Here is a 20,732-nt window from a genome sequence, read left to right on the forward strand (position 1 = left end):
GGTAAAATAATAATTTCACCTGAATTCTTTATCATTATCTTGATTGATATGTCAGCATATATCTAAAACCTATATTCAATGCTGCCCTGAACAGTACGACCACGATTAGGGGTAAGCGAAAGCGAATCACCATAATTAACAATATAAGCACGATTAGTTATATTTTCTATTGAACTCCTCAAGATTAAATTATTAGTCACCTTATAGCTGGCATAGATATCAAATAAAATATATTTTGGCCAGTCTGCTACATAAGCAGTATTAGCGTAACCATATCTATTCGTCACTGACCTATCTTGATATCCTTTGTTATAACGGATAATAGTACCGAAATCCAGTTTTTGATCAAATATTCTGCCACCTAAAACTAAACTCCCTCTATCACCCGGTAAATATGCTGAAGAACCGAATAAATTATTTGCTCTGCGGCATTCTATCTTATTATTCGAATCATTATCATCAATGGGATACCTAATAGTGTATGTGTAAGGATATCTAGGAGAGCGCCAATAACCTGTCCTAACAGATTTTTGTACTTCGCCTAACCAAGCATGCTTTGAGCAAACACTATTGATACCAATCATTCTGGTATAATTTATTGTGGTATAAAACAAACCGGAATCATAACTTAATTGATACTCTAGACCACGAAAATATGTAGCTAGTAAATTATTAATATAGGTCGCATTAGTAAAAGATTCACCACCAAACTTTGGTTTTTGTTTAGATAGCTCAAGATTGATATAATCTGCTACTCGGGTATCAAAGTAAGCTAATTTAGCAACCAGACGATCTTCATTAATAAATAGGCCGGTATGCTGAATATTAAAACCTGCTTCCCAAATTTTGGCATTCTCTGCCGCCAGAAAAGGATTCGGTAGAACCCAACCATGACCATGGGGACTACCGATAGCCAGCATTTCAGTCATTGCCGGCGGTCGCCAGGATTTACCGTAATTAGCAAAAAATTCCAGCCACTGTACACCTGGCTTAATGCCAATAGCTGCCGTGGGAGAGAGTTGCTGCTCACGGCGATTGACATCCCATGTCATCATTAAGAGTGCATTAGATGAACAGCGAGTATTTTCATCCTCGGACTGCTCATGCACTCTTGCGTCACAAGGGTTATCTTGTGTATAGAGGTGACGAAACCCATTCGTTGGCATCCAAGTATTACCTTGAATACGAAATTGGTCATGCCGCAGACCTCCTTCTAATCGCAACCAATCACTATAATCGTAATTAAGTTGAGCAAAGGTGCTGCTAACGGCACGCTGGCCCGATGGCGTCAGTCCATTCACCCTTTTATCCACTGGAGTTATAATATCTAAATAGTCATTAGTTGTTCGCCCTCTGGAACGGTCACTAAACCAATCAAGACCATATTTAATACGCAATTGGTGGTGATCAGCATAAGTTAACAAGCTAGTATTTTGTAATTGTAAACCGTGGGTGGTTAGACGGGTTTGGGTCCAATATTGTTTGCGGTAAACGGCATTGGCATTATGGGTATCAGTATGGTCATTGGTATCCACATAATAAATTTTAGCGGTTGCATCCAGCCAGGCAATATGTTCCGGCTTTAGACTATAATCCAACCCGATATTACGGTTTATCACATCACTGGTACTGTTACTTAACCAACCATACGTGAAAATGTGTGGTGTGTGTTTATCATATAAAAGGGTAAACATGCCGGCGTTGGGACTATGTACGTGTGTTTGTAAATAGCTTAATCCTATCCGCTGATCAGCGGATAAATTCCACCCGACTTTGGCTAACCGTGAATGCATTTTATAGTGAGTGAAAGCTATTTTGTTATTTTTAATATCATTGTCAAACTTACTCTCTTTTTTCCCCATGCGTATTTCACCAATATAGCCTTTATTCCCCGGCCAATAGTCTTTTAGATTACGTTCACTGGCAGCTATTAATATATCGCCATCTTCATTGCCCCATGCCAGTGCGGCACTACCAATAAACTGGGTGCCATTATCGCCGGTGGTAGCACGAATCTTGCCGCCAATGTCTTTTCCTGGCTCAAGAAACTCATTGGCATTAATTGTATTAAAGGTTGCAATACCCCCAATAACCCCCGCGCCACCTATTCCGCTGGAAGCCCCCTTTTCAATCACCACGTTATCTAATATTTCCGGATCAATATACATGACCCCATGGCGCTGACCATGACCACTTTTCATAAAGTTCTGCCGCATGCCATCAATATTCATATTGACGCGGCCATAATCTTGCATGCCCCGGATATTAATCGAAAGTGCTGGGTCGTTCTGGCTAACACTGGAGTAAACCCCCGGTGTTTGTTCCAAAATATCGGCCACATGGCGGGCTGGCCGGTTATCCAGTTGTTCGCGGGAAATCTCACTCACTGAGCGGGGTTCATCATAGATCCAGTCACCCTCATGGGCGTGGCTCGCTCCCTCTACTTTCAGTTCATCCAGTACGATATCACTCTCACCAGATGATTCTGCATTGGCCCTCTCGGAATACCCCTGTGCAGTAAGGGCTAAAAATAGACTTAATGCCATTTTATTTATAGGCTTTATTGCGGTATTTTCACCTCTAACGATATTATCCATTTATGATATTTCATCCTTATTAGTATAGAAATAATATATAAAATAATAATTAGCCATTATTTAATGGCGTTATACCCATATTTTGACAATAGGATTGTCGCCAAATAATAGAAAGTATTCGGTGGCTGATATTGGGTTATTTTCTTTGAGCTGAATAATTTACTGCATCAAATAAATGGGACGTTAAATTAGAAAATAAAGAACATGGCTTTATTAGTGGGCAAGGTAATAGGCTTCAATAATGTACATCGTTATTTCAGCCAAACTGAATTTTGTTAATTTCCTAATGCTAGTAGAACTTCTAACATAGTGCCATTATTTGATAATAATTATCATAATCATTTTTGGTTATAAACTCAACGCTATATTAAGAATAAAACAGCATGTTGTTGAGACTGTTGATTTTATAGAGAGGATAAATCGTAAAATAAATAGTGGTTGTCGTTAGACGAATTAAAACCTCTCCATAAAATATGTCACGAGAGGAATATCGTGGAGTACCTATAACGCAAAACGGGCCACGTTAATGTGGCCCGTCGTCAATATAAATATGCTGCGAATTAAAATAAACGCTTTTTAGCTTCCGTAATAGCTGATGCCACTTGCTGCGGTGACACACCACCTTTAGCAACGCGTTTATCCAAACAAGATTGCAATGCCAGAATCGGGTACACATCATCACCAATGACTGCACTGAATTTCTGCAAATCACTTAGCGATAAAGCCTCTAGCGCTTTACCCTGACGGATGGCCTCAACAACAGCTTCACCCACAATATGGTGAGCTTCACGGAAAGGCACACCTTTGGCAACCAGATAATCGGCCAATTCAGTGGCATTCGCATAACCTTGCTCGGCCGCTTCTTTACAGCGTGGGCGTTTGACTTGAATACCATCGAGCACCAGCGCCGCCATATGCAGACAATCCAGCCAAGTATCGAGGGCATCAAATAACCCCTCTTTATCTTCTTGCATGTCTTTGTTATATGCCAATGGCAAGCCTTTCAGCGTCATCATCATCCCGGTCAATGCGCCTTGAACCCGGCCACACTTCCCACGAATTAATTCCAATGCATCCGGATTTTTCTTTTGCGGCATCAGGGAAGAGCCAGACGTCACGCGATCAGATAAATCGACAAAAGCCGCTTCACCACTGTTGAAGAAGATCAGGTCTTCGGCAAAACGTGACAAATGCACCATCCCGATGCTGGCATCGGACAACAATTCCAGCACATGGTCGCGGTCAGAAACACTGTCCAGACTGTTACGTGTTGCGCAAGCAAAGCCTAACCAACCAGCTAATTGTTCGCGATCAATGGCATAAGCCGTCCCCGCCAATGCACCGCTGCCTAACGGGCTAACATCCAAGCGTTTCAGGGTATCTTGCAGGCGGCTTTCATCACGTGAAAGCATTTCTGCGTAAGCCAAGCACCAGTGGGCAAATGTCACCGGTTGTGCACGTTGTAAGTGAGTATAACCCGGCATAACGGCATCTTGGTTGGCTTGTGCGGTGATAACCAGAGCCTGTTGTAGCTGCCGTACCGCTGTTTTCAATTCGGTTATCTGGAATTTACACCAGAGTTTGAGGTCAGTCGCTACTTGGTCATTACGGCTGCGCCCGGTATGCAATTTTTTGCCTAAATCACCGACTTTATCAATCAGCTTGGTTTCAACCCAACTGTGGATATCTTCTGCGTCACTGGCCAAGATGGCTTGCGGATCAGCCTGCACTTCCTCTAGCAGCACAGAGAGAGCCTGCTCAAGTTGTTGCTGTTCACTGGCTGTCAAAACGTCCACGGTGACCAGTGCTTTCGACCAGGCAACAGAACCGATAATATCTTGTTCAGCCAATCGGTAATCAAACCGCAGGGAATCATTAAATTGCTTAAAACGCTGATCTGCTGCCTGACTGAACCGCCCGCCCCATAGTGCCATAATCTTACTTCCCTAAATTTTGAATATGCCCAGCATCTTAAAGGATGATGAGTATTGAAATTGTTTTGACATAGAAAATCATAATATACCCAAAGTTGTTGACGTTGCAGCAAGCCAGCAAACGAGTACATCTCGAATCACCGTGAACACGACTGCAATATCAAATATGAAGGGTATTAAGCCAGAATACGAGTGCCAATCGGCACGCCATTAAACAGTGCTGGTAGTTGATCTGCATGACGCCAACTGGCGATATCCACAGGACGACCCAACGAGCGAGCGGCATCCAACGCGGCATTCACTTTCACCACCATACCGTCAGTAATGATGCCTTGGGCAATTAATTGCTCTGCTTTTTGTGCGGTCATCTCGGCGATCCGCTGGCCCTTGCCATCCAGAATGCCACTCACATCGGATAATAAAATCAAGTCCGCGCCTAACGTGGCAGCCAATGCCGTCGCCGCCTGATCCGCATTCACATTCATCAATTTACCATCGTTGGTAATACCGATAGAACTGATGATTGGCATGTAATCCGCAGCCAGCAAGGTTTGCACCAATACTGGTGAACCCGATAATGCTTTCCCCACATGTCCCAATTCAGCATCCAATGGGGTAACTTCGACAGTATTGCCATCGCCCAGACACAAACCAACTGCGCTGATTTGGTGTTTTACTGCCCATGCCAGCAACGTTTTGTTGGCCGTACCGGCCAATGCACCGGTAATGATATCAATCTGATCGGCTGGGGTAACACGCAAGCCGTTTTTCTTCACCACCGGCAGAGCGAGTTTTTTCATCAAATCATCAACCAGACAGCCACCACCGTGCATAATCACAAGCGGGCGCTCATGTTTCTCACGATAGGTCACCAATGCAGTAAACAGGCGTTCCAGCGCTTCTTCGCTGTCCAGCAACACGCCACCTAATTTAATGACTAATGGGTTCATTATGTTTCGCCTCGATGTACCCGCCATCTTTCAAGATGTGGAGTTGTTGGCTGCCATCATTCACTCAACTCATTGAGTTCATTCTGTTGTCGCCTAACTGCAACTCGAAATCTATTGGGTATAATTAGATTATATTTCTGTATTTTCTGGTTCAGGCTCGGTGCTTTACCCTCTGGTCGCCTACAGCAGCGACTGGGTTTGTGCAAAACCAAAACGTATATTCATGCATTGGACAGCCTGCGCCGCCGCCCCTTTCAGCAAGTTATCTTCTGTTGCGACAATAATTAAATGTTCGCCCTGTACAGAGAAACCAATATCACAGAAAGGCAAACCCACGACAGCTTTTAGAGCCGGTACGCCTTGCTGATATAACCGCACCAGTGGTTTGTCCTGATAGGCATGGTGGTAGGCCTCCTCAATATCCTGCGCGGTGACCCCTGCTTTTAAACGGCAGGTAATTGTCGCCAAAATACCCCGGGCAAAATTCCCCAAATGCGGTGTAAAAATCACCGGTGTGCCGAGGTGAGCAACAATTTCTGGCTGATGACGATGATTAAATAAACCATACGGTTGCAAACTGACTTCACAAAAGCTGTTGCCAATACTGGCTTTGCGCCCCGCACCGCTCACACCACTAACCGCATTAATTACCGGCCATTGTGCATCATTGAGCAAACCGCCATCGACCAATGGCTTAAGTGCAAGCTGCGATGCTGTTGGGTAGCAGCCCGGTACGGCAATCAATTGCGCTTGCTTAATATCTTCGCCACGCCATTCAGCTAACCCATAGACCGCTTTATCTAGCCAATCGGTATGCTTATGCTCAAAACCATAATATTGGCTGTAAAACGCCGCATCCTGAACGCGGAATGCGCCAGAGAGATCAAACACCACACAACCCGCCGCCAGAAATTGTGGCGCTAAATCATGGCTAACTTCATGGGCGGTGGCGAGGAAGACAACATCCACACCTTCTGCCGCCTGAGCCACATCCACCAAGGGTTGCAGTGGAAGATCAATAATGCCTTTTAGTTGCGGATGCAGATCAGAAAGTAATTTTCCTGCATCTGCACTTTGCGCTGAAACCGTTAAACCGGTTATGTTCATATGTGGGTGACGATTCAGGTAAGCCGTAAGCTCCGCTCCGGCATAGCCACTGGCACCAACAATCAGCGTATTCAACATGGGTTTAGTTTACCTTCTGACTTAATTGTATTTATGCGTTTAACGACATAAATACTCAAAACCGTTATCCGGGTTCTCAGCAAGGTTTTACTGTTCCCCCACGTGATTGAGCATTGACATTTTCGTAAATTTAAGGGTGATTATAGGTTCCCTTACGCTCAAGCTTAATGTATTTTTATTCATAATTACTGCATGAATATTGATACTATCCTAACCAAAGGCTGTCAACAGTGAAGATGAAATTACCTCCATTTATTGAGCTGTATCGGGCGTTAATCGCGACGCCATCGATCAGCGCAACCGATAGCGCCCTTGATCAAAGTAATGAGGCGCTAATCAACTTGTTGGCCGGATGGTTTGCCGATTTGGGTTTTCGTGTCGAGATCCAGCCAGTGCCAGATACCCGCCACAAATTTAATCTACTTGCCTCTATTGGCGAGGGGAACGGGGGGTTATTGCTGGCAGGCCATACCGATACCGTACCTTATGATGAAGGCCGTTGGACACGCGATCCATTTACCCTGACCGAGCATGACAATAAGTTGTATGGTTTGGGAACCGCTGACATGAAAGGATTCTTTGCTTTTATTCTGGATGCCGTGCGCGATATTGATGCCAGTAAATTGAGCAAGCCACTGTATATTCTGGCCACCGCTGATGAAGAAACCACCATGGCGGGCGCACGCTACTTCGCAGCTTCCACTCAATTGCGCCCCGATTTTGCCATTATTGGTGAGCCAACATCACTGCAACCCGTGCGGGCGCACAAAGGGCATATTTCCAATGCCATCCGTATCACTGGTCAGTCCGGCCATTCCAGTGATCCCGCTCGCGGTGTGAATGCCATTGATTTGATGCATGAATCTATCACTCAGTTGATGAAACTGCGTACTACACTGCAAGAGCGTTACCACAATCCAGCATTTGCCATTCCTTACCCAACGATGAATTTTGGTCATATCAATGGCGGTGATGCGGCGAATCGTATCTGTGCTTGTTGTGAATTACATATGGATATCCGCCCATTGCCGGGCCTGACATTAAGTGAGTTAGATGAATTAATGACTGAAGCGCTGGCACCGGTCAGTGAGCGCTGGCCAGGCCGCTTGAGTATTGATGAGTTGCACCCGCCAATTCCGGGCTATGAATGTCCAACCGATCACCATATGGTGGGGGTTATCGAGAAATTACTGGGCGAGCGCACGGCGGTGGTTAACTACTGTACCGAAGCACCGTTTATTCAAAAAGTATGCCCAACGTTAGTCTTGGGGCCAGGGTCTATCAATCAAGCTCATCAGCCGGATGAATTTATCGATATGGCCTTTATCGAGCCGACCCGTGAACTGATTGGTCAGCTCGTTGATCATTTTTGTCAACAAAAATAACCCTAATGGGGTAGAGGGATCAAAGTTACCGATAAGCCAGACTGATAATCTGGCCGTGGTAATTAAATTTCAACAATATCCCTAAAATTGATGTTTTTTTGCTAAAAATAGTGTCAATTGGGGTATGAAATTGAACGCGGCGAGTGGAAATATCCATCTCAGCCTTTTGGATGAAAGTAATTTACAAAAAGAAACCATAATAATTTATACCCAACGTCATTGGAGTGCAGGAAAGGCAGCACGCGAGCGCAGCTAACATCCCTGTGGCTTCATGTCCAAGGGGTATGGGCTTAGGGATCATATGAACGAACAATATTCCGCAATGCGAAGTAACGTCAGTATGCTCGGCAAACTACTCGGGGACACCATCAAGGAAGCCTTAGGCGAGCACATCCTTGATCGAGTAGAAACCATCCGTAAATTATCTAAATCTTCGCGTGCTGGTAATGAAGCAAGCCGTCAGGAACTGCTGACGACGCTGCAAAATCTGTCCAACGACGAACTGCTGCCAGTGGCCCGTGCTTTTAGCCAATTCCTCAATCTGACGAATACGGCAGAGCAATACCACAGTATTTCGCCACACGGCGAAGCCGCAAGTAATCCGGAAGCCCTGGCCCAACTGTTTACCCGCTTAAAAGAGAAAAATTTGAGCGAGAAGGACATGCGCAGCGCAGTTGATGAGTTATCCATTGAGCTGGTACTGACCGCTCATCCAACGGAAATCACTCGCCGCACTCTGATTCATAAACTGGTTGAAGTAAATTCCTGCCTGAGCCAGTTGGATCACAATGATTTGGCCGACTACGAACGCAACAAGATCATGCGTCGTTTGCGCCAGTTAGTTGCACAATCTTGGCATACTGACGAAATTCGTAAAATTCGCCCTTCCCCAGTTGATGAAGCCAAATGGGGCTTTGCTGTGGTTGAAAACAGCCTATGGGAAGGTGTGCCTGCATTCCTGCGTGAATTTAACGAGCAGTTGCAGGACTCCCTTGATTACCGCTTACCTGTCGAGGCGGTACCCATTCGTTTCACCTCATGGATGGGTGGCGACCGCGACGGTAACCCGAACGTCACTGCCGAAATTACTCGTCATGTGCTGCTACTGAGCCGTTGGAAAGCGACCGATTTATTCCTGCGTGATATTCAGGTGTTGGTCTCTGAACTTTCCATGTCGGAATGTACGCCAGAACTGCACGAGCTGGCTGGCGGTGAAGAAGTTGTTGAGCCTTATCGTGAGTTGATGAAGCGTGTACGCACGCAGTTGACCAATACTCAAGCCTATTTAGAAAGCCGTTTGAAAGGCGAGCGCGTATTGCCACCAACGGATTTACTGGTTAGTAATGATCAATTATGGGATCCGCTCTACGCGTGCTATCAGTCCCTGAAAGCCTGTGGCATGGAAATTATCGCCAACGGCCAATTGCTGGACACCTTACGCCGCGTGCGCTGCTTTGGCGTGCCATTGGTGCGTATCGATGTGCGTCAGGAAAGTACTCGTCACACCGATGCCATTGCTGAACTGACCCGCTATTTGGGCCTCGGTGACTATGAAAGCTGGTCTGAAGCAGATAAACAAGCCTTCCTGATTCGCGAACTGAACTCCAAGCGCCCATTGGTTCCACTGAAGTGGGAGCCAAGCGCCGATACGCAGGAAGTGCTGGAAACCTGCCGAGTGATTGCCGAAGCGCCACAAGGCTCTATCGCCGCTTACGTCATCTCCATGGCAAAAGTGCCATCGGACGTGCTGGCGGTACATTTGCTGCTGAAAGAAGCAGGTTGCCCATTCACGCTGCCGGTCGCGCCACTGTTTGAAACTCTGGATGACCTGAATAACGCCGACGATGTGATGACCCAGTTGTTGAATATCGACTGGTATCGTGGCCTGATTCAAGGCAAGCAAATGGTGATGATTGGCTATTCTGACTCAGCAAAAGATGCTGGTGTGATGGCTGCCTCTTGGGCGCAATATCGGGCGCAAGATGCATTAATCAAAACCTGTGAGAAAGCAGGCATTTCTTTGACACTGTTCCATGGCCGTGGTGGTTCTATTGGCCGCGGTGGTGCTCCTGCTCACGCAGCCCTACTCTCTCAGCCTCCGGGTAGTCTGAAAGGGGGGTTACGCGTCACAGAACAAGGCGAGATGATCCGCTTTAAGTTTGGTCTGCCAGAAGTCACTATCAGCAGCTTGGCGCTGTACGCCGGTGCGATTCTGGAAGCCAATTTATTGCCCCCACCGGAACCGAAGAAAGAATGGGTTGAGGTGATGGATCTGCTGTCGGATGCATCTTGCGATATGTATCGCGGTTACGTGCGTGAAAATCCACAGTTTGTCCCTTACTTCCGTGCAGCAACGCCAGAACTGGAATTAGGTAAATTACCTCTGGGTTCACGCCCGGCTAAACGCCGTCCGAACGGTGGTGTCGAGAGCCTGCGTGCCATACCATGGATTTTTGCCTGGACACAAAACCGCTTGATGCTCCCAGCTTGGTTGGGCGCCGGTGCCGGGTTGCAAAAAGCAATTGATGCCGGTAAGAAAGAAGTATTGGCGACGATGTGCCGTGACTGGCCGTTCTTCTCAACGCGCATTGGCATGCTGGAGATGGTATTCGCTAAAGCCGATTTGTGGCTGGCTGAATATTACGATCAGCGTCTGGTGGATAAATCGCTATGGCCGTTAGGTCAGCAATTACGCGACCAATTGGAAGCTGACATTAAAGTGGTGCTGGCCATTGCCAACGATGACCACTTAATGGCTGATTTACCGTGGATTGCGGAGTCTATCGCGTTACGTAACGTATATACCGACCCACTAAACGTCTTGCAAGCCGAGTTGTTGCATCGTTCGCGCCAGCAAGAACACCCAGATGCCCGTGTTGAGCAGGCATTGATGGTGACGATAGCCGGTGTGGCCGCGGGAATGCGCAATACAGGTTAGAGAGAGGCAGGGGGAGGAGACTCCCCCTTTAAAAATCTACGGTCTTACCCCGAGGGTATGGCAAATTGCATAACTTAATTCTGCGCGGTTCAGGGTGTAGAAATGGAAATCTTTCACCCCTTCGCGGCTCAAAATCTTCACCATGTCCATCGCAACAGATGCGCCCACCATTTTACGAGTCTCAGGGTCATCATCTAGCCCATCAAAAATAGTGTTCATCCAATTTGGCACTCGCACATTGGTCATCGTGGCAAAGCGCTTAAGCTGCTTAAAATTGGAAACGGGCAAAATGCCAGGAACTATCTCAACATCAATCCCTGTAGCAACACAGCGGTCACGAAAACGCAGATAACTTTCGACATCAAAGAAGAATTGAGTGATCGCTCGGTTGGCACCTGCATCAATCTTACGTTTTAAGTTAATGAGGTCTGCCTGTGCGCTCTTCGCTTCTGGATGTACTTCCGGATAAGCTGCAACAGAGATATCAAAATCGCCCACATCCTTCAGTAATGTCACTAAATCAGAGGCATACATTTCCGGCTTGCCACTGTCTGGGGGTAAATCACCACGTAAAGCAACAATATGGCGAATACCACTATTCCAATAATCCGTCGCAATATCACGTAACTCGGTTGGGGAAGCATCAATGCAGGTCAAATGTGGCGCAGCTTCAAGACCGGTGCGCTCTTTAATGCCTTTGATAATGCTATGGGTGCGATCACGCTCACCGGAGTTAGCACCATAAGTCACTGAGACAAATTTTGGCTTTAGGGTGCTCAAGCGGTCAATTGAGCTCCACAGAGTATCTTCCATCTCGCTGGTACGCGGCGGGAAAAATTCAAAAGAAACATTAATCTGGCCTTGCAGCTCTGCCAGACTTTGATTTAGCGCTTCCCGCTGGTTTGCGTGAAAAAAACTCATACCCTGTTACTCCATTGCCTATGATTGTCGCTTTGACGACTTATGTTATCTGTCACTGTCCATTTATGAGCGTCTATACGTTTAGACGTCTAAATAGAAAATGACCGAAGTTGGCGAAAGAGTCAACTTTTAAATAAGTTTAGGGCGATGATTAATCTTCACACGCAACACGCAGAAAATTCATGTAGGGGATCACGTGATGTTTTGCCTCCCCGACGCAAAAAGTAGAGGAGGCAATTTAATGCAGGTTTATAGCAGTTGAGACAAGCGATTTAAATCTGACTGAATGGCTCCTGCGGTAACATCACGTCCCGCCCCCGGGCCACGAATCACTAACGGGTTATCGCGATACCAACGGCTCTCAATGGCAAACACGTTATCGCACGGCAGCAAGGACGCCAGTGGATGGTCAGTACGTACCGCTTCAACGCCCACGCGCGCCTTACCATTGGCATCAAAACGCGCAACGTAACGCAATACCAGCCCCATTTCATTTGCGGCCTCTAAGCGTTGAATCATTTGCTGATTCAATGCTTCACCATTTTCAAAGAATTGATCCACGGACCCAACATCCGCCCCTGCGGGCACCAATGACTCCACTCGCACCTGATTTGGTTCGATGTCGTAACCCGCTTCACGGGCTAAAATCACCAGTTTGCGCATGACATCCTGGCCTGAAAGATCCACCCGAGGGTCAGGCTCGGTCAACCCTTGTTGCCAAGCTTGATCCACCAGATCAGTAAAGGGCACAGTGCCGTCAAATTGCAGGAATAACCAAGACAGCGTACCGGAGAAAATACCGCTGATCGCCAAAATGCTGTCGCCACTATCACGCAGATCACGCACGGTGTGGTTCACGGGTAACCCCGCACCGACAGTCGCGTTATACAGCCAATGGCGACCTGTTTTCGCAAAAGCGTCGCGGATTTGGCGGTAGTTATTGCTGCTCGAAGCTCCGGCTAATTTATTGGCACTGATCACGTGGAAACCATAGCTGGCAAAATCCAGATACTGCTCGGCGAGTGACTCGCTCGCCGTCACGTCCAGCACCACCAAGTCATCAAACGGATGCGCCCGCATCCACAAAAATAGTGATTCTTCGTCCTGTTCTTTGGCTTCATCATCATAAAATGCCAGTGTCCGGCTCGCATCCAACCCGTCATAACTCAACAGGCTACGGCGGCTGTCGACAACACCAGCCAACACGAACTCAAAACCACTGCGGGCTGAAATGTTTTTTTGCTCACGGGCAAACAACTCCAACCAGCGCGCACCGATATTGCCTTTACCGAACAGCATCAGACCAATACGCTTCTCCGCACGGAACAACGACTGGTGTAAACCCTGAATCAAGTGTTCAGTTGGCCCAAGACGCAAAACAGCAACCATGCTGATTCCGTCTTCGGCCTGCCAGATAAACTCAACCGGCTGATCTTTAAGTTGCTGGTAAAAACGATGGCTGTGCAGTGGGTTTTTGCTCACTCCCGCACCGACTAATGCCACCAGTGCCAGCCCTTCACGCAGCGATAATTTCCCCGGCAGGGTGGCATCTTCCAGCACTCTGAGTGCGCTGTTGACCACTTCGGAGGTATAGCAAAGTTGCAATAGATTGCGATCAGGATGGATACCTGTCGCTAACGGTTTGATTTGCGCACGTTTCAGGAGCAAATCAATTTCTTTCTGTGCCAGCGAAAAATCGTGATGGCTGGCAATCTGTAGTTCGATCAGGCAAACATCATCATGGCTGGTAACAATCTTGGCACCAGATCCCGAAGCCAGTACGCGCTCAATACGAGTTGAACCTTGCTCCGGCTGATAGCTACAGCGCAGTTGCAAATCGATATCGCTGCCTGAAACTGGCTGCAACGTGCGGGTATGTAGTACAGGTGCTGCCAGACGAGCCAGTTCACTGGCTTCATCCAAACGCAGTAAAGGTAGCAAGCAGGCATCTTTCACTTTGCGCGGGTCAGCGCTGTATACCCCGGCGACATCACTCCAGATGGTAACGCGCTCAACACCTGCCAACGCCCCAACTTGGGTCGCAGAGTAGTCACTGCCATTACGCCCCAACAACACGGTTTCACCGGCATTATTACGCGAGATAAAACCGGTCACTACCAAGCGCTGATGCGGATGTTGCGCCATCAATTGTTGCAACAACGGATAAGAACGACCTTCATCAATTTGTGGCTGTGCCGCACGTTCCGCACGCAGGAAGCTACGGGCATCAAGCCAAGTAGCATCCATATCCAACTTATTCAGTACTGCAGCCATTAAGCGGGCCGACCAAATCTCACCGTGCCCGACCACTTCAGCATAAATTGCATCATCAACTTTGTTATCCAGCAGGCCGGCCAGGCGCTCCAAATCATGGATAAACTCACTGATCAGCCGCTCGGCTATTTCTGGTGGCAATAAGCCACTAATCAGATCGTGTTGATAACGGCGTAAATTCTGCTGTACCTGATGAGCAGAAAGACGATCACTTTGACTCAGTTTCAACCAACTTATCAGCTGGTTAGTTGTACTACCTGCCGCAGACACCACCATGAGATCGCCGGGATGACTGTAGTTGGCCATAATATTGGCCACTCGCAAGTAACACTTCACATCTGCAAGGCTACTACCACCAAATTTATGCAGTTGACGACCCGTCACCGCCGCTGCTACCGCTGTTGCATTCATGCTTACCTCGTTCCCGCCAACTGGAAGGCATTTTCCAAATCGGCAATCAAATCTTCGCTATCTTCAATACCCACGGAAATACGCAATAAGCTGTCGGTAATACCTGCGGCAGTGCGCGCTTCTGGCGCCATACCCGCATGAGTCATGGTTGCTGCATGGGAAATCAGGCTTTCGACGCCACCTAACGATTCTGCCAAGGTAAAAAGTTCAAGGGCAGAGAGGAAACGACGCAGTACCTGTTCATCACCATCAAGCTCAAAACTGAGCATCGCACCAAAACCTGACTGCTGACGGCAAGCAATTTCGTGGCCGGGATGTTGTGGCAGAGAAGGATGATACAGCTTTTTCACTAAAGGCTGCTGCTGTAAATAGCGAACAATGTCATCTGCGTTACGTTGCTGTTGAGCCATACGCGGTGACAAGGTACGTAAACCACGTAATAACAAGTAACTATCAAATGCAGCCCCCGTTACGCCGATATTATTCGCCCACCATGCCAGCTCAACCGCCAGTTCAGGATCTTTGGCAATCACCGCCCCCGCAACCACATCTGAATGCCCATTGAGATACTTAGTGCAGGAATGCACGACCAAATCCGCGCCTAAAGAGAGAGGTTGCTGCAATGCCGGGCTGAGGAAAGTATTATCGCAAACCGTTAACGCACCAACCGCATGTGCCGCTTCACAAATTGCTGCGATATCAACGACACGTAACAAGGGGTTGCTTGGGGTTTCAATCAACACCAGCTTAGGCTTCTCAGCCAAGGCTTGACTCAACGCCTCTTTATTACCTTGATCAACAAACAACACTCGATATGCGCCGCGCTGACTTAAGCTATTAAATAAACGGTAACTCCCGCCGTAGCAGTCATGTGGCGCCACCAATAGATCGCCCGGTTTGAGAAATGTGGTGCAAACCAAATGAATCGCTGACATCCCGCTGCTGGTCATAACAGCACCCGCGCCCCCTTCCAGTTCAGCCAATGCCCGCTGTACTACATCGCGTGTTGGATTACCACGACGTGAATAGTCATGGGCGCGAGGCTGATTAAAGTCGATAAAATTATAGGTACTGGAGAGGTGAATCGGGGGGACGACGCAGCCATATTGCTCGTCATCGTTCAACCCGCTACGGACTGCTATTGTTGCTTGTTTACGCGTCATAAGGATTTCCACCAGCCGGGATCGAGAAAATGTTATGCCAGAGTAGACGCACAAATTACGGACGTCAATACATCTGGACATCTAAACTTCTTTGCGTATAGATTGAGCAATGGAATAATAACCGCTAAAATTATGTAGGTTTTAGATATCTTAATGATGTCAGCCAGATTTCGGTGGGGATCTTGTTTTAATCGCAAAAAATGGCTTATACCCAATAGTTTTCAAGTTGCAGGTCGGCAACAACAGAATAAACTCAAGGAGTTTAGCTAACTCAATGACTTGAGTGAATGATGGCAGTCATCCCCCAGCAGCTTGAAAGATGATAGGTATAGAAGGTAATAGCTATCAATAAATAGCAAAAAGGGTTATTTCAGTGACCTTAGTCTAGTAAAATCGACATTTATTTAGTGAGAACAGCGAAGATCGGGCATAATTGGCCGGTTTTCAGAATTTTGTATTTTCCGACAAATTTAAGGTGTCCCATGGCTGAGTGGAACGGCGAGTATGTCAGCCCTTACGCTGAACACGGTAAGAAAAGCGAGCAGGTCAAAAAAATTACGGTATCCATTCCGCTGAAGGTATTAAAAATCCTCACCGATGAGCGGACCCGCCGTCAGGTGAACAACCTGCGCCACGCGACTAACAGTGAATTGTTATGCGAGGCTTTTTTGCATGCATTTACCGGACAACCGCTGCCGAATGATGAAGACCTGCGTAAAGAGCGCAGTGATGAAATCCCGGAAGCCGCGAAGATTTTAATGCGTGAGTTGGGTGTTGATCCCGATACCTGGGAATATTGATTTCCGGCAGCAGCCCGGTTCATAAGTCAAATGAACCGGGCTGCTGAAATGAAAAAAGGCGCCCAAGGCGCCTTTTTCGTCTGACGGGCAATAATTACTTCTTAGCACCCGGCACGCTGAAACGCTTGTTGAAGCGGTCAACACGGCCACCGGTAGCAACATCACGCTGCTTGCCAGTGTAGAACGGGTGGCATTCGCCGCACACGTCCAGATTCAGGTCATGACCAACAGTTGAGTTGATCTTGATAACGTTACCGCAAGAGCAAGAAGCAGTAACTTCTTCGTATTTAGGGTGGATACCTTGTTTCATGGAAAACCTCTATATTTAGGCCGTGTCGCTATCCAGCCCTGTTCCGCCAGACACCACACGATTGATAAATAACAATCGTCGATAAAATAAACAACGCTTGTTAACAGGATTTGATATCGAATTCTATCAAAGGCGGCGAATCATACAGAATTTGACCAAACCGCGCAATCGAATCCGCACATTCTGAAGCACTCAGTGTAAACTATTCAATCTTTTTTTATTCAAGCCCGTTTTTTATTCAGGATGGCAATACATGTTCGTTGTCCAAGTGGCCTTACCCGTCCCACTGAGCCGTACCTTTGACTACCGTTTAGACAGTGCCATGGCCTGCCCGGTGGTGGGTGCACGCGTCAGTGTGCCATTTGGTAAACGCAAAGCCATTGGGATTGTCGTGGGTATCAGTGATACCAGCGCCTTCCCCCTCGAACAACTCAAAACCGTTGATGCCGTGTTGGATAGTGACAGCCTATTTCCCCCCAGTCTGTGGCGCATACTCTGTTGGGCGACCGAGTATTATCATTACCCCATTGGTGAAGTCTTGTTTCATGCCCTACCCATCTTGCTGCGCCAAGGGAAACCGGCACAATCCGCCCCTTTGTGGCAATGGTTCGCTACTGAACTTGGGCGAGCCACTCCGCCGGAAAGTTTAAAACGTGCGCCGAAACAGCAGCAGGCCCTCGCTGCATTATTACAAAAACCAGTCTATCGCCATCAAGTTAATGACATGGCACTCACGGAAAGTGCGCTGCAAGCCTTGCGCAGCAAAGGGTTAGTTGACCTACGCGCTCAGGAAGCCGCTACCATCGACTGGCGTGTTGGCTTTTCGGTGTTAGGCGAGCGCCTGCGGCTCAATACCGAACAGGCCACTGCCGTTGGGGCGATCCGCAGTGAAGATACCCAGTTTTCTGCCTGGTTATTGGCGGGGGTGACCGGTTCTGGCAAAACCGAAGTGTATCTCAGTGTACTGGAAAACATTCTGGCGCAGGGCCGTCAGGCGCTAGTTTTAGTACCTGAAATTGGCTTGACACCGCAGACCATTGCGCGTTTTCGCGAACGGTTCACGGCACCGGTTGAGGTACTCCATTCCGGCTTAAATGACAGCGAGCGTTTGTCTGTCTGGCTGCGGGCGCGCAACGGCGAGGCCGCCATCGTGATTGGTACTCGCTCCGCCCTGTTTACCCCTTTCTCGCGGCTAGGGGTCATCATTATCGATGAAGAACATGATAGCTCTTATAAACAGCAGGAAGGCTGGCGCTACCATGCCAGAGATTTAGCCGTATTCCGTGCACGCGAAGAAAATATTCCCATCGTGATGGGCACGGCGACCCCCGCGTTGGAAACATTACATAACGTGCAGATGGGGAAATATCGCCAGCTCACACTGTCGAAACGGGCGGGTAATGCAAAACCCGCAGTACAACACTTATTGGATCTCAAAGGGCTACCGTTAAAAGTTGGCCTTTCTCAGCCACTGCTAAAGCGCATGAAAGCCCATTTGCAAGCTGACAATCAAGTGATTTTATTCCTCAACCGCCGGGGTTATGCACCCGCCCTGTTGTGCCATGAATGCGGCTGGATTGCCGAGTGCCAGCGCTGTGACCACTATTACACGCTCCATCAGAATCACCGCCAGTTGCGTTGCCATCATTGCGATAGCCAACGGCCCGTGCCGCAACAGTGCCCCAAATGCGGCTCAACTCACTTAGTCTCGGTTGGCGTTGGTACAGAACAGTTAGAAAATGAGCTTGCGCCGCTATTCCCTGATACCCCAATTACCCGAATTGATCGCGATACCACCAGCCGTAAAGGCTCACTGGAACAGCATCTGGCTGATGTTCATCAGGGAGGCGCGCGCATCTTGATTGGTACCCAAATGCTGGCGAAGGGCCACCACTTTCCTGATGTCACGCTGGTCGCATTACTGGATGTTGACGGAGCGCTGTTTTCCGCCGATTTTCGCTCGGCGGAGCGTTTTGCACAGCTTTATACCCAAGTATCTGGCCGCGCAGGCCGTGCGGGTAAACAAGGTGAAGTCATTTTACAAACGCACCATCCTGAGCATCCACTACTGCAAATTCTACTCCAGCAAGGCTATGACGCTTTTGCCAAACAGGCTTTGGCCGAACGTAAAAGCGTATTTTTACCGCCTTATACCAGTCATATCATCGTGCGCAGTGAAGACCACGATAACCAGCAATCAGCACTGTTCCTGCAACAGCTACGTAATTTGCTGGAGGCTAGCCCACTGAAAGATGATGCGCTATGGATTATGGGGCCAGTTCCGGCATTGCAAGCTAAACGTGGTGGCCGCTTCCGCTGGCAATTATTGTTACAGCACCCTTCACGGCAATTATTGCAACGGCTGATTAAAACCTCTCAGCCGTTGATCAACACGCTACCGCAAGCGCGAAAAGTTAAGTGGACGTTAGATGTGGATCCAATCGACAGCTAAATCACCTGCTTACTCGAAGTTGTAACGCTGGTTATTTACGTAATTTATTGTTTGATTTGCCACTCTAAGCAATCGTTTACCCTGCTTTGTGCGAGCCAGTTCGAAAAAACCTACTTATGTCACACTTTTAATGCAAATTAGGTAACAAATTGCCCTCACTATCTGTATAGAATGACGGAAAGTCAGTATTTAACCGAAACCACACTGCCATGAAAGGATATGAGCGCGCTAACCGGGCATACCGGTTTACGTGTGACAACCCGTTAATATTCTGAGCCACGGGCCACAGGATATCTCAAGCATTCGTGCTGGCTCGGAGCCAGAGCAAGGAGAAAGGCGTTGGAACAGAAGAAAGAATTCACGATGGCCACCATGAAAGACGTTGCCGAAATGGCAGGTGTTTCAACTGCGACGGTATCGCGTGCACTAATGAACCCCGAGAAGGTTTCTACCGTGACCCGGCAAAAAGTGGAACAAGCCGTACTGGCTGTGGGTTACTCTCCTCATGCTTTATCTCGCAATATTAAACGCAATGAGTCACGCACTATTCTGGTGATTGTCCCCGATATCAGTGACCCATTTTTTGCTGATATCATTCAAGGCATTGAGCATGCTGCCGCCCAGCAAGGATATCTGATATTAATTGGCGATTGCGCGCAACAGACACAGCAAGAGCGCACCTTTGTTAATTTAATCATCACCAAACAAATTGATGGCATGTTGTTGCTAGGCTCCAATCTGCCGTTTGATGCCAGCAAAGAAGAGCAACGCAATTTGCCGCCCATGGTCATGGCAAACGAATTTACACCAGAACTGGAACTACCAACGGTGCATATCGATAACCTGACCGCAGCCTATGAAGCCGTAAACTATCTGCACGAGTTAGGTCACAAACGTATTGCCTGTGTGGCTGGGCCTGAGAGTTTTCCGCTGTGTCAGTATCGGCTACAGGGCTATATTCAGGCTCTACGCCGTAACGGTATTGCGGTCGACAGCGACTATATTCTGCGGGGTGACTTTAGTTACGAGGCTGGTGCTGAGGCTTTTGCCACACTCATGGCGCTACCACAACCACCTACTGCAATATTTTGTCACAATGATGTAATGGCGATAGGGGCAATGTGGCAAGCCAAGAAAATGGGGTTGCACGTCCCGCAGGATATCTCAGTGGTTGGCTTTGACGACCTGAAGCTGTCACAGTATTGTGATCCTCCCTTGACCACCGTAGCGCAACCACGCTATCAAATTGGTCAGCAAGCCATGTTACTATTACTTGAGCAGTTACAAGGGCATTCAGTACAAAGTGGCTCCCGCTTGTTAGACACCGAATTAATCATCAGGGAAAGTACTGCTGCGCCTAAACGCTAGGCAAATATTCAGGGGTTCAGTAACATGACGGACTTATTCCATCA

13 protein-coding genes are annotated in these 20,732 nt (G+C 47.9%); 5 read left to right on the plus strand and 8 right to left on the minus strand.

The genetic code is table 11. The features are described 5' to 3' along the window. Positions 1 to 62: 62 nt before the first annotated feature. From ACIOG0_RS21190 to argC, 4 genes are all read right to left on the minus strand, one after another. Positions 63 to 2,597 (minus strand): TonB-dependent hemoglobin/transferrin/lactoferrin family receptor, encoded by a 2,535-nt coding sequence (locus ACIOG0_RS21190; RefSeq protein WP_050101054.1) that lies wholly within the window; start codon positions 2,595 to 2,597, stop codon positions 63 to 65. Between the two features lie 560 nt (positions 2,598 to 3,157). After that, a complete protein-coding gene (gene argH / locus ACIOG0_RS21195; RefSeq protein WP_050101055.1) occupies positions 3,158 to 4,531 on the minus strand; it encodes an argininosuccinate lyase in 1,374 nt (457 codons plus the stop codon). A gap of 176 nt (positions 4,532 to 4,707) precedes the next feature. Then, the gene (gene argB / locus ACIOG0_RS21200) at positions 4,708 to 5,481 is read right to left on the minus strand and encodes an acetylglutamate kinase (protein ID WP_050101056.1); all 774 of its coding nucleotides are present in this window, start codon (positions 5,479 to 5,481) and stop codon (positions 4,708 to 4,710) included. 180 nt (positions 5,482 to 5,661) lie between these two features. Then, on the minus strand, positions 5,662 to 6,666 hold the full coding sequence (gene argC, locus ACIOG0_RS21205; protein ID WP_050101057.1) for an N-acetyl-gamma-glutamyl-phosphate reductase: 1,005 nt from the start codon (positions 6,664 to 6,666) through the stop codon (positions 5,662 to 5,664). 236 nt (positions 6,667 to 6,902) lie between these two features. On the opposite strand from argC, the gene argE reads away from it, so the two are divergent. After that, entirely contained in the window at positions 6,903 to 8,051 is a 1,149-nt protein-coding gene (argE, locus tag ACIOG0_RS21210; protein ID WP_050296338.1) for an acetylornithine deacetylase, read from the plus strand. A gap of 301 nt (positions 8,052 to 8,352) precedes the next feature. Then, on the plus strand, positions 8,353 to 10,989 hold the full coding sequence (gene ppc / locus ACIOG0_RS21215) for a phosphoenolpyruvate carboxylase (protein WP_050101059.1): 2,637 nt from the start codon (positions 8,353 to 8,355) through the stop codon (positions 10,987 to 10,989). A 36-nt stretch (positions 10,990 to 11,025) separates the two neighbouring features. Here ppc and metF read toward each other — a convergent pair whose 3' ends face one another. The 3 genes from metF to metB form a co-directional block, all read right to left on the minus strand. Beyond that, positions 11,026 to 11,910: a methylenetetrahydrofolate reductase gene (gene metF, locus ACIOG0_RS21220; protein WP_050141095.1), complete on the minus strand. Its 885-nt coding sequence runs from the start codon at positions 11,908 to 11,910 to the stop codon at positions 11,026 to 11,028. 249 nt (positions 11,911 to 12,159) lie between these two features. After that, positions 12,160 to 14,595: a bifunctional aspartate kinase/homoserine dehydrogenase II gene (locus ACIOG0_RS21225; protein ID WP_050101061.1), complete on the minus strand. Its 2,436-nt coding sequence runs from the start codon at positions 14,593 to 14,595 to the stop codon at positions 12,160 to 12,162. Between the two features lie 2 nt (positions 14,596 to 14,597). Beyond that, positions 14,598 to 15,758: a cystathionine gamma-synthase gene (metB, locus tag ACIOG0_RS21230; protein WP_050101062.1), complete on the minus strand. Its 1,161-nt coding sequence runs from the start codon at positions 15,756 to 15,758 to the stop codon at positions 14,598 to 14,600. 482 nt (positions 15,759 to 16,240) lie between these two features. Between metB and metJ the strand changes: the two genes are divergently transcribed. Beyond that, on the plus strand, positions 16,241 to 16,558 hold the full coding sequence (gene metJ / locus ACIOG0_RS21235) for a met regulon transcriptional regulator MetJ (RefSeq protein ID WP_004392248.1): 318 nt from the start codon (positions 16,241 to 16,243) through the stop codon (positions 16,556 to 16,558). Between the two features lie 94 nt (positions 16,559 to 16,652). On the opposite strand, the gene rpmE is transcribed toward metJ, so the two are convergent. After that, complete coding sequence (rpmE, locus tag ACIOG0_RS21240) at positions 16,653 to 16,868, minus strand: 50S ribosomal protein L31 (RefSeq protein WP_050101063.1); 216 nt, start codon at positions 16,866 to 16,868, stop codon at positions 16,653 to 16,655. Between the two features lie 253 nt (positions 16,869 to 17,121). Here rpmE and priA point away from each other — a divergent pair, with 253 nt between their 5' ends. Next, positions 17,122 to 19,320, plus strand: coding sequence for a primosomal protein N' (gene priA, locus ACIOG0_RS21245; protein WP_050101064.1), 2,199 nt, complete (start codon positions 17,122 to 17,124; stop codon positions 19,318 to 19,320). Positions 19,321 to 19,659: 339 nt separating this feature from the next. Next, positions 19,660 to 20,688 (plus strand): DNA-binding transcriptional regulator CytR, encoded by a 1,029-nt coding sequence (gene cytR / locus ACIOG0_RS21250; RefSeq protein ID WP_050101065.1) that lies wholly within the window; start codon positions 19,660 to 19,662, stop codon positions 20,686 to 20,688. Positions 20,689 to 20,732 lie beyond the last annotated feature (44 nt).

This window comes from Yersinia vastinensis (genome assembly GCF_044905075.1).
Lineage (GTDB): Bacteria > Pseudomonadota > Gammaproteobacteria > Enterobacterales > Enterobacteriaceae > Yersinia > Yersinia vastinensis.

Bases quoted from the DNA above. Each gene is read 5' to 3' on its own strand.
- argE (WP_050296338.1), top strand. From the start codon at position 6,903: ATGAAATTACCTCCATTTATTGAGCTGTATCGGGCGTTAATCGCGACG.
- ppc (WP_050101059.1), top strand. From the start codon at position 8,353: ATGAACGAACAATATTCCGCAATGCGAAGTAACGTCAGTATGCTCGGC.
- ACIOG0_RS21190 (WP_050101054.1), bottom strand. From the start codon at position 2,597: ATGGATAATATCGTTAGAGGTGAAAATACCGCAATAAAGCCTATAAAT.
- priA (WP_050101064.1), top strand. From the start codon at position 17,122: ATGTTCGTTGTCCAAGTGGCCTTACCCGTCCCACTGAGCCGTACCTTT.
- metF (WP_050141095.1), bottom strand. From the start codon at position 11,910: ATGAGTTTTTTTCACGCAAACCAGCGGGAAGCGCTAAATCAAAGTCTG.
- argB (WP_050101056.1), bottom strand. From the start codon at position 5,481: ATGAACCCATTAGTCATTAAATTAGGTGGCGTGTTGCTGGACAGCGAA.
- argH (WP_050101055.1), bottom strand. From the start codon at position 4,531: ATGGCACTATGGGGCGGGCGGTTCAGTCAGGCAGCAGATCAGCGTTTT.
- argC (WP_050101057.1), bottom strand. From the start codon at position 6,666: ATGTTGAATACGCTGATTGTTGGTGCCAGTGGCTATGCCGGAGCGGAG.
- metB (WP_050101062.1), bottom strand. From the start codon at position 15,758: ATGACGCGTAAACAAGCAACAATAGCAGTCCGTAGCGGGTTGAACGAT.
- rpmE (WP_050101063.1), bottom strand. From the start codon at position 16,868: ATGAAACAAGGTATCCACCCTAAATACGAAGAAGTTACTGCTTCTTGC.
- metJ (WP_004392248.1), top strand. From the start codon at position 16,241: ATGGCTGAGTGGAACGGCGAGTATGTCAGCCCTTACGCTGAACACGGT.
- ACIOG0_RS21225 (WP_050101061.1), bottom strand. From the start codon at position 14,595: ATGAATGCAACAGCGGTAGCAGCGGCGGTGACGGGTCGTCAACTGCAT.